Genomic DNA, 14,190 nt, shown 5'->3' with positions numbered 1-14,190 from the left:
TAAATAGTCACCCTACTATTTAGATTTTAGGGGCTAAACATGAATAACGCGACGCGTGCTTCGGAAAACCTGCCCTGGCGGGGCGCGCTGCCCTCGATCGTCCAGCCCTAGGAGCCGGCTTCCCTCACGTCCGGCCGCGTGGCTTCCTGCAGCACCCAGCGGTTGCCATCCGGGTCGCTGAAGTAGGCGAAGGCGATTCCACCCATGTCCTGGACTTCGCTGATTTCGGCTCCCCGCCGAAGCAGCTCAGCCCGCGTGGACGCCATATCGGGGACCACCAATTGCAGGCCCTCCAGGCTGCCCGGCGGCATGCTGGTCATTCCGGTACCGACGACGATAGAGGCGGCGGAGCCCGGTGGCGTGAGTTGCACGACCCTCATTCCCGGGATGTATTCGACGTCGTGGTCCAGAACGAACCCGAGCCGGTCCGTATAGAACGACTTGGCCTGGTCCACATCACTGACCGGTACTTGCACTACCTCGAGGCGCATCTCCATGCGGCTCACAGTACCCCTGTTTCCAGCTGCGCACAGGCCGTGGATCAAAGGCGCGCCCTACCGGTGATGCCAGATTCTTGTCGGTCACCGCGGAGTGGGACGTGCAACCTGCGGCGTACAGGAAGCATCCGATGGAGCGCCCGGGTAGTACCCAGGTACCACTTGTCCCTGTTCAGGAGTGTCCTCGGGGCCGATGTGTGTGGATTGGGCGATCCGTAGCGTGAAAGAACAACGCTGGGGACATGGACGGCACAAGCCCCGCAACTTCACACGGAATCGAGACTCACTCATGGCTCCCCTCTCTGGACGACTCATTCACGCCGCTCTCTCGGTTGGCCTGTCCCTCTTAGCTGTGACCGCGATGGCTTTCGCGGGCGCGGTGGTGGCGGACGCGCAAAGTCACGTCCGCCCCGCCGCTCAAGAACTGACCAACCTGCCCACGAACCGGCCCTCCTCTTCCGGCGCGATAGTTGTCGCCGTTGTCCTGGGATCGTCAGGCACCGTGGGAAGTGACGTTCTGGCCCCTACGAAGTGTTTGCCAGTTCCCCGGATTTTTCGGTCTACACAATCGCAGCGCGGGCCGTCCCTGCCGCCGTCGACGGGGGTCCGGCGATTGTGCCCACGTACACGTTCGAGGACATCCGTTCGGGCAGGGCGCGGCAGCCTGACCTGGTGGTGGTCCCGGCCGTCGGCGCCCCGGAGAGCACAAAAGAAGCACCCATGCGGGACTGGATCGCGGAACAAGCGGGGCGCGGCGCCCGCATCCTTGGCGTGTGCAGCGGATCAATGGTCCTGGCCGAAGCCGGTGTGCTGGACGGGCGTAAGGCTACGAGCCACTGGTCCCGCCTGGGTGCGCTCAAGCGGAGCCATCCCGAGGTCCAATGGATGGGAGGCCTGCGATTCGTTCAGGACGGCAGGATCACCACCACGGCCGGTGTGTCCTCCGGCATCCCCGGTGCCCTGAAAGTCTTGGAGGACCTGGCCGGCACGGCCGAAGCCGAGCGAGTCGGTCGGCTGATGAATTACCCGGGTTGGCAGGTGGCGGCGGCAGCCCAGATACCTGACCAGTCCTTCGCCGCCTCGGATATTCCCGTCGGGCTCAACGCCCTCCTCCCCTGGTTCCGGCCGACGATCGCCGTCGGCCTCTTCAACGGGGTGGGTGAAATCGACGTCGCCAGCGCATTCGAGGTCTACAACATGTCATTCGCTGCCCGGACGGTGGCGGTTGCCGCCACGGACACGGTCACCACCAAACACGGGATGATTCTCCTGACCGTCCCGGAACACGAGGCACCTCCGGTGGACAACGTCATTGCCCCTGGCGCGGCTGGGGACGAGGGCATTGATCCGCAATTGCGCGGCTGGGCCGCGTCCCGCGACATTCCCGTGGATGCTTTTGCTGGCGCCGGCGGGGTGCTCGGGTTCGACGGCGCCATCACGTATCTGGCGCAGCACACCGACCGTACAACCGCTGTATCGGCAGCTAAGATGATCGACTACCCGACGGCGCACCTCAACCTTCCGGCCGGAGAAGCTTCTGGCCGGGTTCCCGGACTGATCGCGCTCGGCCTCCTGCTCGCCACCTTGATCGGTTCAATCCCAGCGGTCATTCGAAGCGCCATCCGGCGCCGAAGGGAAGGGCGCGGCTAGCGGGTCCCGTAATTGCCTCGGATTCACGAATATGCTCTCCACAGCCACCACAAGACGGCGTGCATCGCACGGCGCAACACGCGTTGCTGCCCAGGACTCGACAAGGGGATGGATCCAGATGCTGTTGGACCAGCTTTCCGCAATACTCGCCTGCGCACTCTTGGCCGGCCTGGCTGTTTTCCAGGTGGCGCTGATCGCGGGAGCACCGCTGGGGAGAATGGCATGGGGCGGACAACACCGCGTCCTCCCGGCCAAACTCAGAATCGGGAGCGCAGCATCCATACCCCTGTACGCCCTCTTCGCTTATGCGGCGCTGGCCAAGTCCGGCTTTGTCCCGCTGTTGGTCAGCGAATCATTTACTGCGATCACCGTGTGGGTGCTGACGGCATACTTCGTGCTCGGAGTCCTCATGAACGCAATCTCCCGGAGCAAACCCGAACGCTTCGTCATGACCCCCACCACGATGGCCCTGGCAGCCCTCTACCTGGTCCTCGCACTCCACTGATCTCGTGCCAGCAGCTCCAGGAGCGGCAACCTGGCAGTACTGGCCGCACGCCAACAACGCCACCATCGCCATGACCCAAGGACCCTCATGCATTCCACGACCGGTACAGTCCGGAGCATGACCGACGCAGGAACACTGCGCACCCCGCAACACTGCCGGGTGTGGCCTTGACGTCGCCGGTTTCGTCGGACGAAGCGCTTCGGCTGGGCGGATGGCGCCCTGGTCCGCGTATGACAGACGTCCTGGCCGCCGTCGCATACACAGGGCCGGCCCTGGCAGCAGCCGTTGCCGTTCCGACTGCCGACGGCCCAGCGTTGGTTCTGCCATTGATGGCGGCGGTGGTTTCCGGCACCGCACTGCTGTTCCGCCGGCAGGCTCCGATGTCTTCTTTGGCCGCCACAGCCGGCATCATGCTCATCACGTTCTCGGTTCCGGCCAGCTTCGCAGCGGTGGCGACAGCCATGGCGCTCTACGCCGTCGGCGTTTACCGGTCCGCACGGCACGCCGTCCTTGCCCTCCTGGCCATCAGCGCAATTCTCCTTGCCGCAGCGGCCCAGCAACCCCGGTCGATGGTGGACCTTGGCCAAGCCGTCCAGGCGATTGCCGTACTAGTGATCGCGACCCTGCTCGGGCTGAACGTACGCATGCGCCGCAACTACGTGTCCGCCCTGGTGGACCGTGCCGACCGGCTGATGCATGAACGCAAGTATCTGGCCAGCATTGCGGCCGCCGCCGAGCGCAACGCGATCGCCCGGGAGATGCACGACATCGTCGCTCATGGATTGGCGGTGATGATTTCCTTGGCCCATGGTTCGGCGGAAATCGCCCCGACCGACCCTGCCCGCGCCGTCCAAGCCATGCGCCAGGTCGCCGAGACAGGCCGCGTTGCGGTGACGGACATGCGCCGGATGCTCGGAGTCTTGAACGAGGACAACACCGGCGAATTGGCCGGCGCGGCAGCACCATCGCCGGGGGTGGGCGATGTTCCCGCACTGGTGGAGCTTTTCCGCTCTGCGGGGCTTCCCGTGGTTCTGCAGTCAGCCGGAGTCGCTCCCGCTGACCCCGGGATCCAGCTGGCTGTATTTCGGGTCATCCAGGAAGGGCTCACCAACGCGCTCAAATACGCGCGCGCCGCAACAGCTGTCACGGTTCGCTCGCAGTTCACCGGCCAGGAGATCATGGTCTCGGTGACCGACGACGGCCAGCCCGTGGACGCCCCTGCCGACCGTGCTGGGCACGGCGTGGCGGGAATGCGCCAGCGCGTCGCACTCTACGGCGGTACATTGCGCGCGGGACCCCTGACCAACGGTGGATGGTCCGTGACCGCACGGTTCCCGCTGCCGGAAGGAGCCATTTGGAAGCCGTAGCTGCCCCGTCCACGCGCCCGATCCGGGTGCTGCTTGTCGATGACCAAACACTCGTCCGGGCGGGCTTCCGCATGGTCTTGGAAGCCCAGGACGGCGTGGAAGTCGCCGGTGAAGCCGCTGACGGCAGCAGTGGCGTCGACATGTGTCGAACTCTGGCACCGGACGTCGTGCTCATGGATGTGCGAATGCCCGGCACGGACGGGATTGCCGCGACCCGGCGCATCGTCGAGGAGTGCCCGCACTCACGGGTCATTGTCCTCACGACGTTCGATCTCGACGAGTATGCCTTCGCGGCCCTCCGGGCCGGTGCCAGTGGTTTTCTGCTCAAGGATGTGGGGCCAGCTGAGTTGCTCGCTTCCCTTCGGGCCGTCGCCGGAGGAGACGCCGCCATTTCCTCCCGGGTCAGCCGCCGGATGCTGGACCTCTTCAGCCAAAGGCTTCCCTCCGGTCCCCCGGCCGCGGGTGATGAAGCAGTGGCATCACTGACACAGAGGGAACGGGAAATACTCTCGGCCATTGCGCTGGGACTCACAAACACCGAGATCGGGGAACGACTGACCGTAGCGGAATCAACAGTCAAAACCCACGTGGGCCGCATCCTCATGAAACTCGGGCTGCGCGACCGTGTGCACGCCGTCATCTTCGCCTACGAACATGGCCTGGCCAGCTACCGGCGGCCGAACTGACCGGTGGTCCAAGGGCGGGAAATGCACCTATGGGACGCAGCGGGACGGTCAGGCCTGGCTCAGCGCCTTGGCCTTGATGGCGTCGAATTCGCTCTGGGTCAGGGTGCCGGCGTCGAGGAGTTCCTTGGCCTTTGCGATTTCCTGGGAGGGGGACGCCTTGGCCACGGAGCGGATGTATTCCGTTGTTGCGGCTTCGGCCTGCTGGGCACTGCGGGCCTGGCGCTCGGCCATGCTGCGGCCCCGCGCGATCAGGTACACGAGAACCGTGAGGAACGGCACAAAGACCAAGAAGATGATCCACACAGCCTTGAGCCAACCGCTGAGTTCGTGGTCCCGGAAAATATCCGAGATAACTGCAAACAGCGCGAAAAGATACGCGATGAACGCGAATGACCAAAAGAACAGCCAAATGAAGTTCCAGAATTGCTCCACGGGAGCCATCCTTCCGTTCTGAGGAGGCCCTGCTGGCATCCTTAAGCGCCAAACTAGCCTCCCCGGGCCGTGCGACGTTAGGACCAAAGGGCCCGAATTCGGCGCGGGAGCGCCTCTCTGCGGGGTCAGCAGAAGGAACTGTGGAGCAGGCGGGGGATGGCGGAACCGGAAGCGGCGGGCCTAGAAGAAGTGCAGCTCACTGGCCGCGTCCGGCGAGGGGTGCACCACGGGAGCCTGGCCAAGTTCGAGCAGGATGTCATTAATGCTCAGCTGGCCGTCCAGCTGAGGATCCAGCTGCACCGGAACACCAGCCTCCGGAACGGCGTCGCTACTCATGCCACGATCATATGTGCGGACAGTCCCTGGGCCGGGGGGCCACGCCGACCGGGGTCACGGACAGGGGCACCGGACGCCACGCGGACCAGGGGCATCATGCGCCGTCGTAGGCCTCCTGCAAGGCGGCGATGTCCAGCTTGCGCATGGCGAGCATTGCCTGCATGGCACGCCGGGCGCCGTCGGGGTCGGGGCCGGCGATCAGTTGTCCCAGCACGGCCGGCACAACCTGCCACGAGACCCCGTACCGGTCCTTGAGCCAGCCGCACTGACTTTCCTGGCCGCCGTCGGTCAGGGCCGACCAGTACCGGTCCACTTCTTCCTGCGACGCGCAGTCGATCACAAAGGACACCGCCTCATTGAAAGTGAAGGCCGGACCCCCGTTCAATGCCGTGAAGGTCCGCCCGTCAAGCAGGAACTGAACGGTGATGGCCTGGCCGGCAGGCCCGGGACCGCCGTCGCCATACCGCGAGACATCGAGGATTTTGCCGCCGTCGAAGATGGAGACGTAGTACTCGGCGGCTTCCTCGGCCTGGCTGTCGAACCACAGGCAGGTGGTGATCTTTTCGCTCACAGCGCTCCCCTTGCGTTTGCCGCGCCGCCGGCAGACTCCGGCGGCGATCAGCGGCATGGGGCCGAGCCTAGCCCGGAGGTGACTTCACACACAACGGTCCCCGCCCGGAGCCCATCCTGACGGGACTAGGCTTGGATGTATGCCTTCTCCAACCCCCAAACTCCCCCGCCCGTCCGCCCAGGACGCTCCCCATTCCGGCCTCCGGCCCGCGCAGACAGCAGCCCTGGCAGCATGCGCGGATGCACTCCTGATTCTGCTGTTCGCGGCGATCGGGCGCGACGCGCACCAGCGCGGGGAAATTATCACCGGCGTCTTTGCGACGGCGTGGCCGTTCCTGGCAGGCGCGGCACTGGCATGGCTGGTCCTGCGGCTGTGGCATGACCCCCTGCGGGTGTGGCCCGCCGGGGTCGCTGTCTGGCTCGGAACCGTCGGCGTCGGGATGATCCTGCGGGCCCTCACCGGGCAGACGGTGGTGCCGCCCTTCATCATCGTGGCCCTGCTGAGCCTGGCCGTTTTCCTCCTGGGCTACCGCCTTGTGGCCGCGGGCGTTCGGCGGCTGCGTTCACGCAGCCGCCAGGCCTAATGCACTAGGCTTGCAGAAGATGGCAGCGCCCGTGCAAGGGCCGCCGACAGGCCCGCAAACGGCGCAACCGATCCGGAAAGGTTCACACGTGGTCACCGCATTCGTCCTGATCAAGACAAACGCTTCACGCATCCCGGAGACCGCCGAGGAAATCTCCGCCATCGCCGGCATCAGCGAGGTCTATTCCGTAACGGGCGAGTGGGACCTGATCGCCATCGCCCGGGTCGCCAAGCACGAGGACCTGGCGGACGTCATCGCGGACAAGCTCTCGAAGGTTCCCGGCGTCGCGCACACCACAACGCAGATCGCATTCCGCGCTTACTCCCAGCACGACCTCGATGCGGCCTTTGCCCTCGGATTCGAGCAGTAGCGAACAACCGAATTACGAACAGCTCACATGAGACGGGCCCGGCAGAAATCTGCCGGGCCCGTCTCATGTGATCTTTAGGCTGTCTGCGACAGGGCGACCCACCTGTCCAGCACCGCGGCCGCGGCTCCGGATTCAATGGACTGCTCGGCGCGGTTGAACGCGGCGGCCATGCGCTCCGCCAGCGGACCCACGGCGTCGAGGTCGAACGCCACCAGCCCGGCCGCGGCGTTGAGCAGCGCCGCATCGCGGGCCGGCCCCGGCGCACCTCTGAGGACAGCCCGGACGACGGCGGCATTGGCCACCGCGTCCCCGCCGCGCAGTTCCTCCAGCGTGGCCGTCCGGATGCCCAGATCGCGCGGATCAAACATCGCTTCAGTTACCTCACCGTTGCGGATCTCCCACACCCGCGACGGGCCGGTGGTGGTGAGCTCATCCAGGCCGTCATTGCCGCGGAAAACCAGGCCGCGGCTGCCTCGCTTGGCCAGCACTCCGGCCACCAGCGGGGCCATTTGCTCATTGGCGACGCCCACCGCCGACGCCTGGACATGTGCCGGGTTGATCATGGGGCCCAGGAAGTTGAACGCCGTCGGAACGCCGAGTTCGCGGCGGGCGACGGCGGCATGCCGCATGGAGGGGTGGAAAACCTGGGCGAAGCAAAACGTGATTCCCGCCTCTTCGGCGTTGAGTGCCACGCGGGGAATGGGGAGATCAAGCCGGACGCCGAGGGCCTCCAGGACATCGGCGGATCCCGACGAGGACGACGACGCCCGGTTGCCGTGCTTGACCACCCGGGCACCCGCTCCCGCGGCGATAAGGGCGGCCATCGTGGAGATGTTGACAGTGTTCTGCTGGTCGCCGCCCGTGCCCACGATGTCCAGCTTCTCACCGGCAATGTCAATGGGGTTGGCGTTGGCGATCATCGCCTCCACCAGGCCGGCCAGCTCATCCACGGTCTCGCCCTTGGCACGCAGCGCCACCAGGAAACCCGCCACCTGGGCCGGCGTCGCCTCACCGGACATGATGGAATTCATGGCCCACTCAGTGCTCCCGGCTGTGAGGTCGGCGCCGCTGATGAGTGCGTTGATGAGCCGCGGCCAGGTGTTGCCTGCCGCCTGTGCAGATGCCTGTGAAGTCACCTCCCGATGCTATCGAGGTCGGCCCCGCAAAGACCAATGTGAACCCCGCCGGGAACTTTTCCGCGCGAATTCGCGTCTTTGTAGAAAAAGTCCTCCGAAAACGCGGTTTGCGTTGGGCAGGACGGACTTTTATAGACATAATGTCTATGTGACATCTGCGACCCATGCCCCCAGTACCCCGGCGCACCCGACGCTGAACCGCCCGAACATGGTTTCTGTTGGAACCGTTGTGTGGCTGTCCAGTGAGTTGATGTTCTTCGCCGGTCTCTTCGCCATGTACTTCACACTCCGTTCGACTTCCGGACTGATGTGGGCCGAAGAGACAGCCAAGCTCAACTTCCCGTTTGCGCTCGTTAACACGATCGTCCTCGTGGCAAGTTCCTTTACTTGCCAGATGGGCGTCTTCGCTGCCGAGCGGCTCCAGCCGCGCCGGACCGGCGGACGCTTCAGCTTCACCCAGTGGGGGATGAACGGATGGTTCATCCTGACGTTCCTCATGGGTGCCTTCTTCGTCGCCGGCCAGGCGACCGAGTACGCCATGCTCGTTTCCGAGCATGTCTCGCTGTCCTCCAACGCCTACGGTTCGGCCTTCTACATAACGACGGGCTTCCACGGCCTGCACGTCATCGGCGGTCTGATTGCCTTCCTGCTCATCATGGGCCGCTCCTTCGCCGCGAAGAAGTTCGGACACTTTGAGGCAACTTCAGCGATCGTCACCTCGTACTACTGGCACTTCGTGGACGTCGTCTGGATTGGCCTCTTCCTGGTCATCTACGTCCTCAAGTAGTCAGCTTGACTCTTTTTCTACAAGAGGCAGAATTTCAAGAAGCGGCTCACGGAGCCACCGCAGGATCGAATAAAGGAACCACCACGTGAAGGCACTCTCGCAGAAGCGACGTCACCCACTGGCAGCAATTGCACTGCTGCTGATGGGCCTCTTGGTCACGGGTGGGCTGTACGCCGTTGCCACCACCGTCAACCAGGCCAAGGCCGACACCACCACCTATAGCGCAAGCGACGTAAAGGAGGGCGGCAAGCTCTTTGCCGCCAACTGCGCCACCTGCCACGGCATGGGTGCCAGCGGTTCGCAGGCCGGACCGTCCCTTGTGGGCGTCGGCGCCGCCGCTGTTGACTTCCAGGTCGGCACCGGCCGCATGCCCATGCAGATGAATGGCCCGCAGGCCTACAAGAAGCCCGCCCAGTTCAACGAGGAACAGACCAAGCAGCTGGCTGCTTATGTTGCCTCCCTCGGCCCCGGCCCGGCCATCCCCGAGGCAGGCGTGCTCGATGAGAAGGGCGACGCCGCCAACGGTGGAGAGCTGTTCCGCACCAACTGCGCCATGTGCCACAACGCCGCCGCTGCAGGCGGCGCACTGACCCGAGGCAAGTTTGCCCCTGCCCTCGCGGGTGTCTCCGGGCAGCACATCTACGAAGCAATGGTCACCGGCCCCCAGAACATGCCGGTTTTCAGTGACGCGAACATCTCCCCCGAGGGGAAGCGCGACATCATCACCTACTTGAAGCAGATTGAGGCCAACGGTTCACCCGGCGGCGCCGATCTTGGTGCTTTGGGACCGGTCTCCGAAGGTCTCTTTGTCTGGATCGCCGGGCTGGGCGTCATCATCGCGTTCACCATTTGGCTGACTTCCCGCACTTCATAAGCGGACCTTGCACCTGTAAGAATTTTCTGCTGACCCGTCAGCAGTTTGAATTGAAACCTAACTCGGCACTCGCCGAGACGAGAGAAGGATGAGGCGAATTATGGGCAACCATAGTGACGGCGGTCCGAACGACTCGGGCACCGTAGCTACGGCTGGTCAGAATGAGGTGGAGAAGTTCCAGGATCCTGGAATTCCCCCGCACCGTTTGCGCCTGGCTGACACGGACCCGAAGGCCGCAAAAAAGGCAGAACGGCAGGTAGCCCTTCTGTTCGGCATCTCGGTCGTTGGCACCTTGATATTCCTGGTGGCGTATTTCGCGATCGATCTGGGGCAAGACTCCGCGATCGCCACGATCCGCCTCCAGAATGCCCTGCTGGGCATCGGCACCGCTTTCGCGATGCTGGGCATCGGCACCGGTATCGTCCACTGGGCCAAGGCCCTTATGCCGGACCACGAGGTCTCGGAAGAGCGCCACGCGATCCGCACTGAGGAAGACCGCCAGGCTGCCGTGCGCATCGTCGATGACATCGTCGAGGAAACCGGCATTAAGCGTCGGCCACTGATCCGCAACACCCTGCTCGGCGCCGTCGCCCTCGCCCCCCTGCCGGCCCTGGCCATCTTCGGTGACCTCGGTCCCCGTCCGGACGACAAGCTGGCCCACACTCTGTGGGCCCCGGCCCCGGACGGCAGGCTCAAGCGGCTGGCCCGCGACCCGGATGGCACCCCCATCAAGGCCGCGGACGTCACCATGGGCTCCGCGTTCCACGTCATCCCCGAAGGGCTGAACGAACTGAGCGAAGGAAAGCTGAACGAGAAGGCCAAATCGGTCGTTCTGCTCATGCGCCTGGACCCGGCACTGCTCAACCCCTCCCCCGAGCGCGCAGATTGGGCCTACAACGGAATCGTTGCATACTCCAAGATCTGCACCCACGTTGGCTGCCCTGTTGCCCTGTACGAACAGCAGACCCACCACCTTCTGTGCCCGTGCCACCAGTCAACCTTCGACCTGACCCAGCAGTGCAAGGTTATCTTCGGCCCGGCCAGCCGCCCCCTCCCCCAGCTGCCTATCGCAGTCGACGCTGAGGGCTACCTCGTCGCCACGAGCGACTTCCATGAACCCGTTGGACCGACCTACTGGGAGCGTGAGCAGCATGTCCTCAACAACAACGCCTGATGCCCCTGTTTTCGTCGCCAAAACCACAGGCGGCCGCATCACCGACTTCGTCGACCAGCGTGTTGGCGGCTCCGGAATCCTTCGTGAATTCGGCCGGAAGGTCTTCCCGGACCACTGGTCGTTCATGTTCGGCGAAGTGGCGCTGTACTCCTTCGTCATTCTGCTGCTCTCGGGCACGTTCCTGACGTTCTTCTTCGATCCGTCCATGGCGGAGACGCATTATGCGGGCTCGTACACGCCGCTGAAGAACGTTGAAATGTCGGTGGCATACAGCTCCTCCCTGAACATCTCCTTCGATGTCCGCGGCGGCTTGTTCATGCGCCAGGTACACCACTGGGCTGCCCTGCTGTTCGTCGCATCTGTCTCCGTGCACATGCTCCGCGTGTTCTTCACCGGCGCATTCCGGAAGCCCCGCGAACTGAACTGGGTGGTGGGCAGCGTTCTGCTCATCCTGTCCATGGCCGCAGGCTTCACCGGCTACTCGCTCCCCGATGACCTGCTCTCCGGCAACGGCCTGCGAATCATCGACGGCGTCATCAAGTCCATCCCGGTCATCGGCACCTACACCTCGTTCTTCCTCTTCGGCGGCGAGTTCCCGGGCACCATGATCATCAGCCGCCTGTACATGCTCCACATCCTCCTGGTTCCCGCGCTCATCCTGCTGATGATCGTGATGCACCTCTTCATGGTGGTTGTGCACAAGCACACGCAGTACCCCGGCCCGGGCCGCAACGACGGCAACGTCGTCGGCTACCCCCTGGGACCGGTTTACGCGGCGAAGGCCGGCGGCTTCTTCTTCATCGTGTTCGGTGTCGTTGCCATCATGGCGGCGTTCTTCACCATCAACCCGATCTGGAACTACGGCCCGTACGACCCCTCCCCGGTTTCTGCAGGCACCCAGCCTGACTGGTACATCGGCTTCGTTGACGGTGCCCTCCGCCTCATGCCGGGCACGATCGGCGACTGGAAGGTCGAGCAGATCTGGTTCGGCCACATGTTCACGTTCAACGTGCTGCTGCCGGCACTCGTCCCGGCGGGCATCCTCTTCACGGTCATGTTCGCCTACCCGTGGATTGAACGCTGGATCACCAAGGACAACCGCGAGCACCACGTCCTGGACCGCCCCCGCAACGCTCCTACCCGTACGGCAATCGGCATGGCCGGTTTCGTCTGGTACTGCGTGATGTGGGCAGCGGCCGGCTCGGACCTCATCGCCACCCACTTCCACGTGGCCCTGAACGATGTCACCTACTGGCTGCGCGCGCTGTTCTTCATCGGCCCGGTCATCGCGTTCATCGTCACCAAGCGCGTCGCCCTGGCGCTCCAGCGCAAGGACCGCGAGATTGCCCTGCACGGCCGTGAAACCGGCCGCATCGTGCGCCTGCCGCACGGCGAGTTCATCGAGGTCCACGCCCCGCTGGATGAATACAAGCGCTACAAGCTGGTCGGCTTCGAGTCACCGGCCCCGCTGCCCGCGGTGCCGAACGAGCACGGCGTCGTTGACCGCAAGGAAAAGCGCCGCGCGAAGCTGTCCCGCTGGTTCTTCGAGGACCGGGTTGCCCCGGCCACCCCGGCAGAGCTGGAGGCCGCTCACGGCCACCACGGCGCCCACGAAGCGATCGAAACCGCTGAGTCGAAGTCGCTGAGCCACTAGGCGGCACCAAGCAATACAAAGGAAGGCCCGGTCCCTTGGGACCGGGCCTTCCTGCGTCCCCCCGAAGCTGCAGAAACAAGAGGCAACGCGGGGTCATTTCACGCCCATCAACCCCTTCGGGATGGACGCGACGTGACCCCGCGTTGCTGTGGTTAGGGGCGGTACCCTGAGGCGTAGTTCCGGGTGGGCCGGACGCCAGGGCGCTGCAGGGGCACCCAGAGCTTGTAGCGGTCAGCCCGGTAGTAGGACACGGAGTAGTCCACCATGGCGCGGGCCACGAACGCGTGGCGCTGGATCTTGAGCAGCGGGGTTCCGACCTCGACGTTCAGGAGACGGGCCGTGGACGGCGACGCAGCCGTCGCCTCGATCATGTCCTCGCCCCATTCCATCACCAGCCCGTAGCGTTCGCTCAGCACGTTGTAGAGCGATGTGGGCGGTTCGCCGTCCAGCAGGCCGGGAACCCGGTGGGCCGGGATGAAGTTTTCGTCCACGCTCATCGGTTCGTTGTCGGCCAGCAGGAGGCGCCGGAACCGGACCAGGGGTGTCCCCTCCTCCAACTGCAGCTCACGGGCCAGGAACGCGCTGGCGCCAATTTGTTCGAAGCTCAGGACCTTGGCGGCCGGGACCATGCCGCGGCGCTGCATCTCTTCGCTGTAGGAAGTCAGCTTTACCTGTAGATCCAGTTTGGGTTTGCGTACAAACGTGCCCAGGCCCACGACGCGTTCAATCACTTCCTCACCCACGAGGGCATCGATGGCTTGGCGCACGGTCATCCGGGCGAGGCCGAAGCGCTGGGCGAGGTCGCGTTCGGAGGGCAGCGCAGATCCGGGCGGGCACGCGGCGGCGATGTGCGCGCGGAGGATCTCGCGCAACTGCACGTAGATTGGTACCCCGCTCTGACGGTCGATCTCGCCAATCATCTTGGACGCGTTAGTGGACGCCATGGTTCAGCCTCCGGTTGCGGCCCGGCGCGGGAAATACACTCATATCTCAAGGGTAAGCCCGTGACCCGGAAGGTCTAGACCACGCCGCCGACTCAAGTCGTGCCGGGTCCTCCCCCGCCGCTACCCTTGTAGGTACAGGCCGGAGCCGGGGCAATGCCGGCCGCCCGGTCTGACGGACTGCCTGCCGGACGCCCTCCATCTAGGTCACCGTTCGCGTGGCCGGCCCGTGCAGCAGCAACACGTACAGCACAACACCAGCATGAGGGAGTCCCGTTGCCAGTTCGCAAGGCAATCGTCACGGCCGCCATCGGCCTCCACGCCCGGCCCGCGGCAGTATTTGTCCGGGCCGTCACGGCGACCGGCCTCCCGGTGACCATCAGCAAGGACGGCAGGCCAGGCGTCGACGCCCGCTCGCTGCTGGAGGTCATGACCGAGGACTTCGAGTGCGGCTGTGAGGTGGAGCTGGCCGTCGCTGCGGACGCCCTCCCGGCCTCCTGCAGCCCCGCAGAGGCAGAGGGTGCGCTGGAGGAACTCCGGATCCTCTTGGAATCGGCAGCCGCCGCCTGAGGGCCTCCCCGCTCCCATTCGGCGGCCCGCAGTGCGGTGCCGCCCTCCAGGAGGGAC

The 14,190-nt window shown here is 64.8% G+C and carries 17 protein-coding genes; 11 read left to right on the top strand and 6 right to left on the bottom strand.

Going from position 1 to position 14,190, the window contains the following annotated elements; all coding sequences use genetic code 11:
• Positions 1–107: 107 nt before the first annotated feature.
• Complete coding sequence (locus tag AC1DBX_RS01840; protein WP_476855789.1) at positions 108–497, bottom strand: VOC family protein; 390 nt, start codon at positions 495–497, stop codon at positions 108–110.
• A 531-nt stretch (positions 498–1,028) separates the two neighbouring features.
• On the opposite strand from AC1DBX_RS01840, the gene AC1DBX_RS01835 reads away from it, so the two are divergent.
• From AC1DBX_RS01835 to AC1DBX_RS01820, 4 genes are all read left to right on the top strand, one after another.
• A complete protein-coding gene (locus tag AC1DBX_RS01835) occupies positions 1,029–2,147 on the top strand; it encodes a DJ-1/PfpI family protein (protein ID WP_476930936.1) in 1,119 nt (372 codons plus the stop codon).
• Positions 2,148–2,265: 118 nt separating this feature from the next.
• Complete coding sequence (locus tag AC1DBX_RS01830) at positions 2,266–2,652, top strand: hypothetical protein (RefSeq protein ID WP_476857036.1); 387 nt, start codon at positions 2,266–2,268, stop codon at positions 2,650–2,652.
• A gap of 230 nt (positions 2,653–2,882) precedes the next feature.
• Positions 2,883–4,019: a sensor histidine kinase gene (locus AC1DBX_RS01825; protein WP_476930935.1), complete on the top strand. Its 1,137-nt coding sequence runs from the start codon at positions 2,883–2,885 to the stop codon at positions 4,017–4,019.
• A 71-nt stretch (positions 4,020–4,090) separates the two neighbouring features.
• Positions 4,091–4,705 (top strand): response regulator, encoded by a 615-nt coding sequence (locus AC1DBX_RS01820; RefSeq protein ID WP_476857092.1) that lies wholly within the window; start codon positions 4,091–4,093, stop codon positions 4,703–4,705.
• 48 nt (positions 4,706–4,753) lie between these two features.
• Here AC1DBX_RS01820 and AC1DBX_RS01815 read toward each other — a convergent pair whose 3' ends face one another.
• The 3 genes from AC1DBX_RS01815 to AC1DBX_RS01805 form a co-directional block, all read right to left on the bottom strand.
• On the bottom strand, positions 4,754–5,146 hold the full coding sequence (locus AC1DBX_RS01815) for an SHOCT domain-containing protein (protein WP_476930934.1): 393 nt from the start codon (positions 5,144–5,146) through the stop codon (positions 4,754–4,756).
• A 171-nt stretch (positions 5,147–5,317) separates the two neighbouring features.
• Complete coding sequence (locus tag AC1DBX_RS01810) at positions 5,318–5,473, bottom strand: hypothetical protein (protein ID WP_156945122.1); 156 nt, start codon at positions 5,471–5,473, stop codon at positions 5,318–5,320.
• 94 nt (positions 5,474–5,567) lie between these two features.
• The gene (locus AC1DBX_RS01805) at positions 5,568–6,044 is read right to left on the bottom strand and encodes a VOC family protein (protein ID WP_476857038.1); all 477 of its coding nucleotides are present in this window, start codon (positions 6,042–6,044) and stop codon (positions 5,568–5,570) included.
• 139 nt (positions 6,045–6,183) lie between these two features.
• Between AC1DBX_RS01805 and AC1DBX_RS01800 the strand changes: the two genes are divergently transcribed.
• Positions 6,184–6,627, top strand: coding sequence for a DUF3054 domain-containing protein (locus AC1DBX_RS01800; protein ID WP_476930933.1), 444 nt, complete (start codon positions 6,184–6,186; stop codon positions 6,625–6,627).
• An 88-nt stretch (positions 6,628–6,715) separates the two neighbouring features.
• Entirely contained in the window at positions 6,716–6,997 is a 282-nt protein-coding gene (locus AC1DBX_RS01795) for an Lrp/AsnC family transcriptional regulator (protein ID WP_028276733.1), read from the top strand.
• A 74-nt stretch (positions 6,998–7,071) separates the two neighbouring features.
• Here AC1DBX_RS01795 and trpD read toward each other — a convergent pair whose 3' ends face one another.
• Positions 7,072–8,133, bottom strand: a complete 1,062-nt coding sequence (trpD, locus tag AC1DBX_RS01790) for an anthranilate phosphoribosyltransferase (protein WP_476930932.1) — start codon at positions 8,131–8,133, stop codon at positions 7,072–7,074.
• A 148-nt stretch (positions 8,134–8,281) separates the two neighbouring features.
• Here trpD and ctaE point away from each other — a divergent pair, with 148 nt between their 5' ends.
• The 4 genes from ctaE (at position 8,282) to qcrB (ending at position 12,622) form a co-directional block, all read left to right on the top strand.
• On the top strand, positions 8,282–8,920 hold the full coding sequence (ctaE, locus tag AC1DBX_RS01785; RefSeq protein ID WP_230009034.1) for an aa3-type cytochrome oxidase subunit III: 639 nt from the start codon (positions 8,282–8,284) through the stop codon (positions 8,918–8,920).
• Positions 8,921–9,005: 85 nt separating this feature from the next.
• On the top strand, positions 9,006–9,794 hold the full coding sequence (qcrC, locus tag AC1DBX_RS01780; RefSeq protein ID WP_476849256.1) for a cytochrome bc1 complex diheme cytochrome c subunit: 789 nt from the start codon (positions 9,006–9,008) through the stop codon (positions 9,792–9,794).
• Positions 9,795–9,894: 100 nt separating this feature from the next.
• Entirely contained in the window at positions 9,895–10,968 is a 1,074-nt protein-coding gene (gene qcrA / locus AC1DBX_RS01775; protein WP_028276730.1) for a cytochrome bc1 complex Rieske iron-sulfur subunit, read from the top strand.
• Positions 10,946–12,622 carry a cytochrome bc1 complex cytochrome b subunit gene (qcrB, locus tag AC1DBX_RS01770; RefSeq protein ID WP_028276729.1) on the top strand — a complete coding sequence of 559 codons (1,677 nt, stop codon included), beginning with the start codon at positions 10,946–10,948 and terminating at the stop codon, positions 12,620–12,622. The genes qcrA and qcrB overlap by 23 nt, the downstream gene beginning before the upstream one ends.
• Before the next feature lie 152 nt (positions 12,623–12,774).
• Here qcrB and AC1DBX_RS01765 read toward each other — a convergent pair whose 3' ends face one another.
• On the bottom strand, positions 12,775–13,566 hold the full coding sequence (locus tag AC1DBX_RS01765; protein WP_028276728.1) for a GntR family transcriptional regulator: 792 nt from the start codon (positions 13,564–13,566) through the stop codon (positions 12,775–12,777).
• Positions 13,567–13,839: 273 nt separating this feature from the next.
• Between AC1DBX_RS01765 and AC1DBX_RS01760 the strand changes: the two genes are divergently transcribed.
• Positions 13,840–14,133 carry an HPr family phosphocarrier protein gene (locus AC1DBX_RS01760; protein WP_028276727.1) on the top strand — a complete coding sequence of 98 codons (294 nt, stop codon included), beginning with the start codon at positions 13,840–13,842 and terminating at the stop codon, positions 14,131–14,133.
• Positions 14,134–14,190: the final 57 nt, after the last annotated feature.

This window comes from Arthrobacter sp. 10N44_2 (assembly GCF_056394385.1).
This window is presented reverse-complemented; position numbering and strand designations above follow the sequence as displayed.

Excerpts from the sequence above, each read along its gene's own strand:
- AC1DBX_RS01825 (WP_476930935.1), top strand. The coding sequence starts at position 2,883 with ATGACAGACGTCCTGGCCGCCGTCGCATACACAGGGCCGGCCCTGGCA.
- qcrA (WP_028276730.1), top strand. The coding sequence starts at position 9,895 with ATGGGCAACCATAGTGACGGCGGTCCGAACGACTCGGGCACCGTAGCT.
- AC1DBX_RS01810 (WP_156945122.1), bottom strand. The coding sequence starts at position 5,473 with ATGAGTAGCGACGCCGTTCCGGAGGCTGGTGTTCCGGTGCAGCTGGAT.
- AC1DBX_RS01765 (WP_028276728.1), bottom strand. The coding sequence starts at position 13,566 with ATGGCGTCCACTAACGCGTCCAAGATGATTGGCGAGATCGACCGTCAG.
- AC1DBX_RS01830 (WP_476857036.1), top strand. The coding sequence starts at position 2,266 with ATGCTGTTGGACCAGCTTTCCGCAATACTCGCCTGCGCACTCTTGGCC.
- qcrB (WP_028276729.1), top strand. The coding sequence starts at position 10,946 with ATGTCCTCAACAACAACGCCTGATGCCCCTGTTTTCGTCGCCAAAACC.
- AC1DBX_RS01815 (WP_476930934.1), bottom strand. The coding sequence starts at position 5,146 with ATGGCTCCCGTGGAGCAATTCTGGAACTTCATTTGGCTGTTCTTTTGG.
- AC1DBX_RS01820 (WP_476857092.1), top strand. The coding sequence starts at position 4,091 with ATGGTCTTGGAAGCCCAGGACGGCGTGGAAGTCGCCGGTGAAGCCGCT.
- AC1DBX_RS01800 (WP_476930933.1), top strand. The coding sequence starts at position 6,184 with ATGCCTTCTCCAACCCCCAAACTCCCCCGCCCGTCCGCCCAGGACGCT.
- AC1DBX_RS01840 (WP_476855789.1), bottom strand. The coding sequence starts at position 497 with ATGGAGATGCGCCTCGAGGTAGTGCAAGTACCGGTCAGTGATGTGGAC.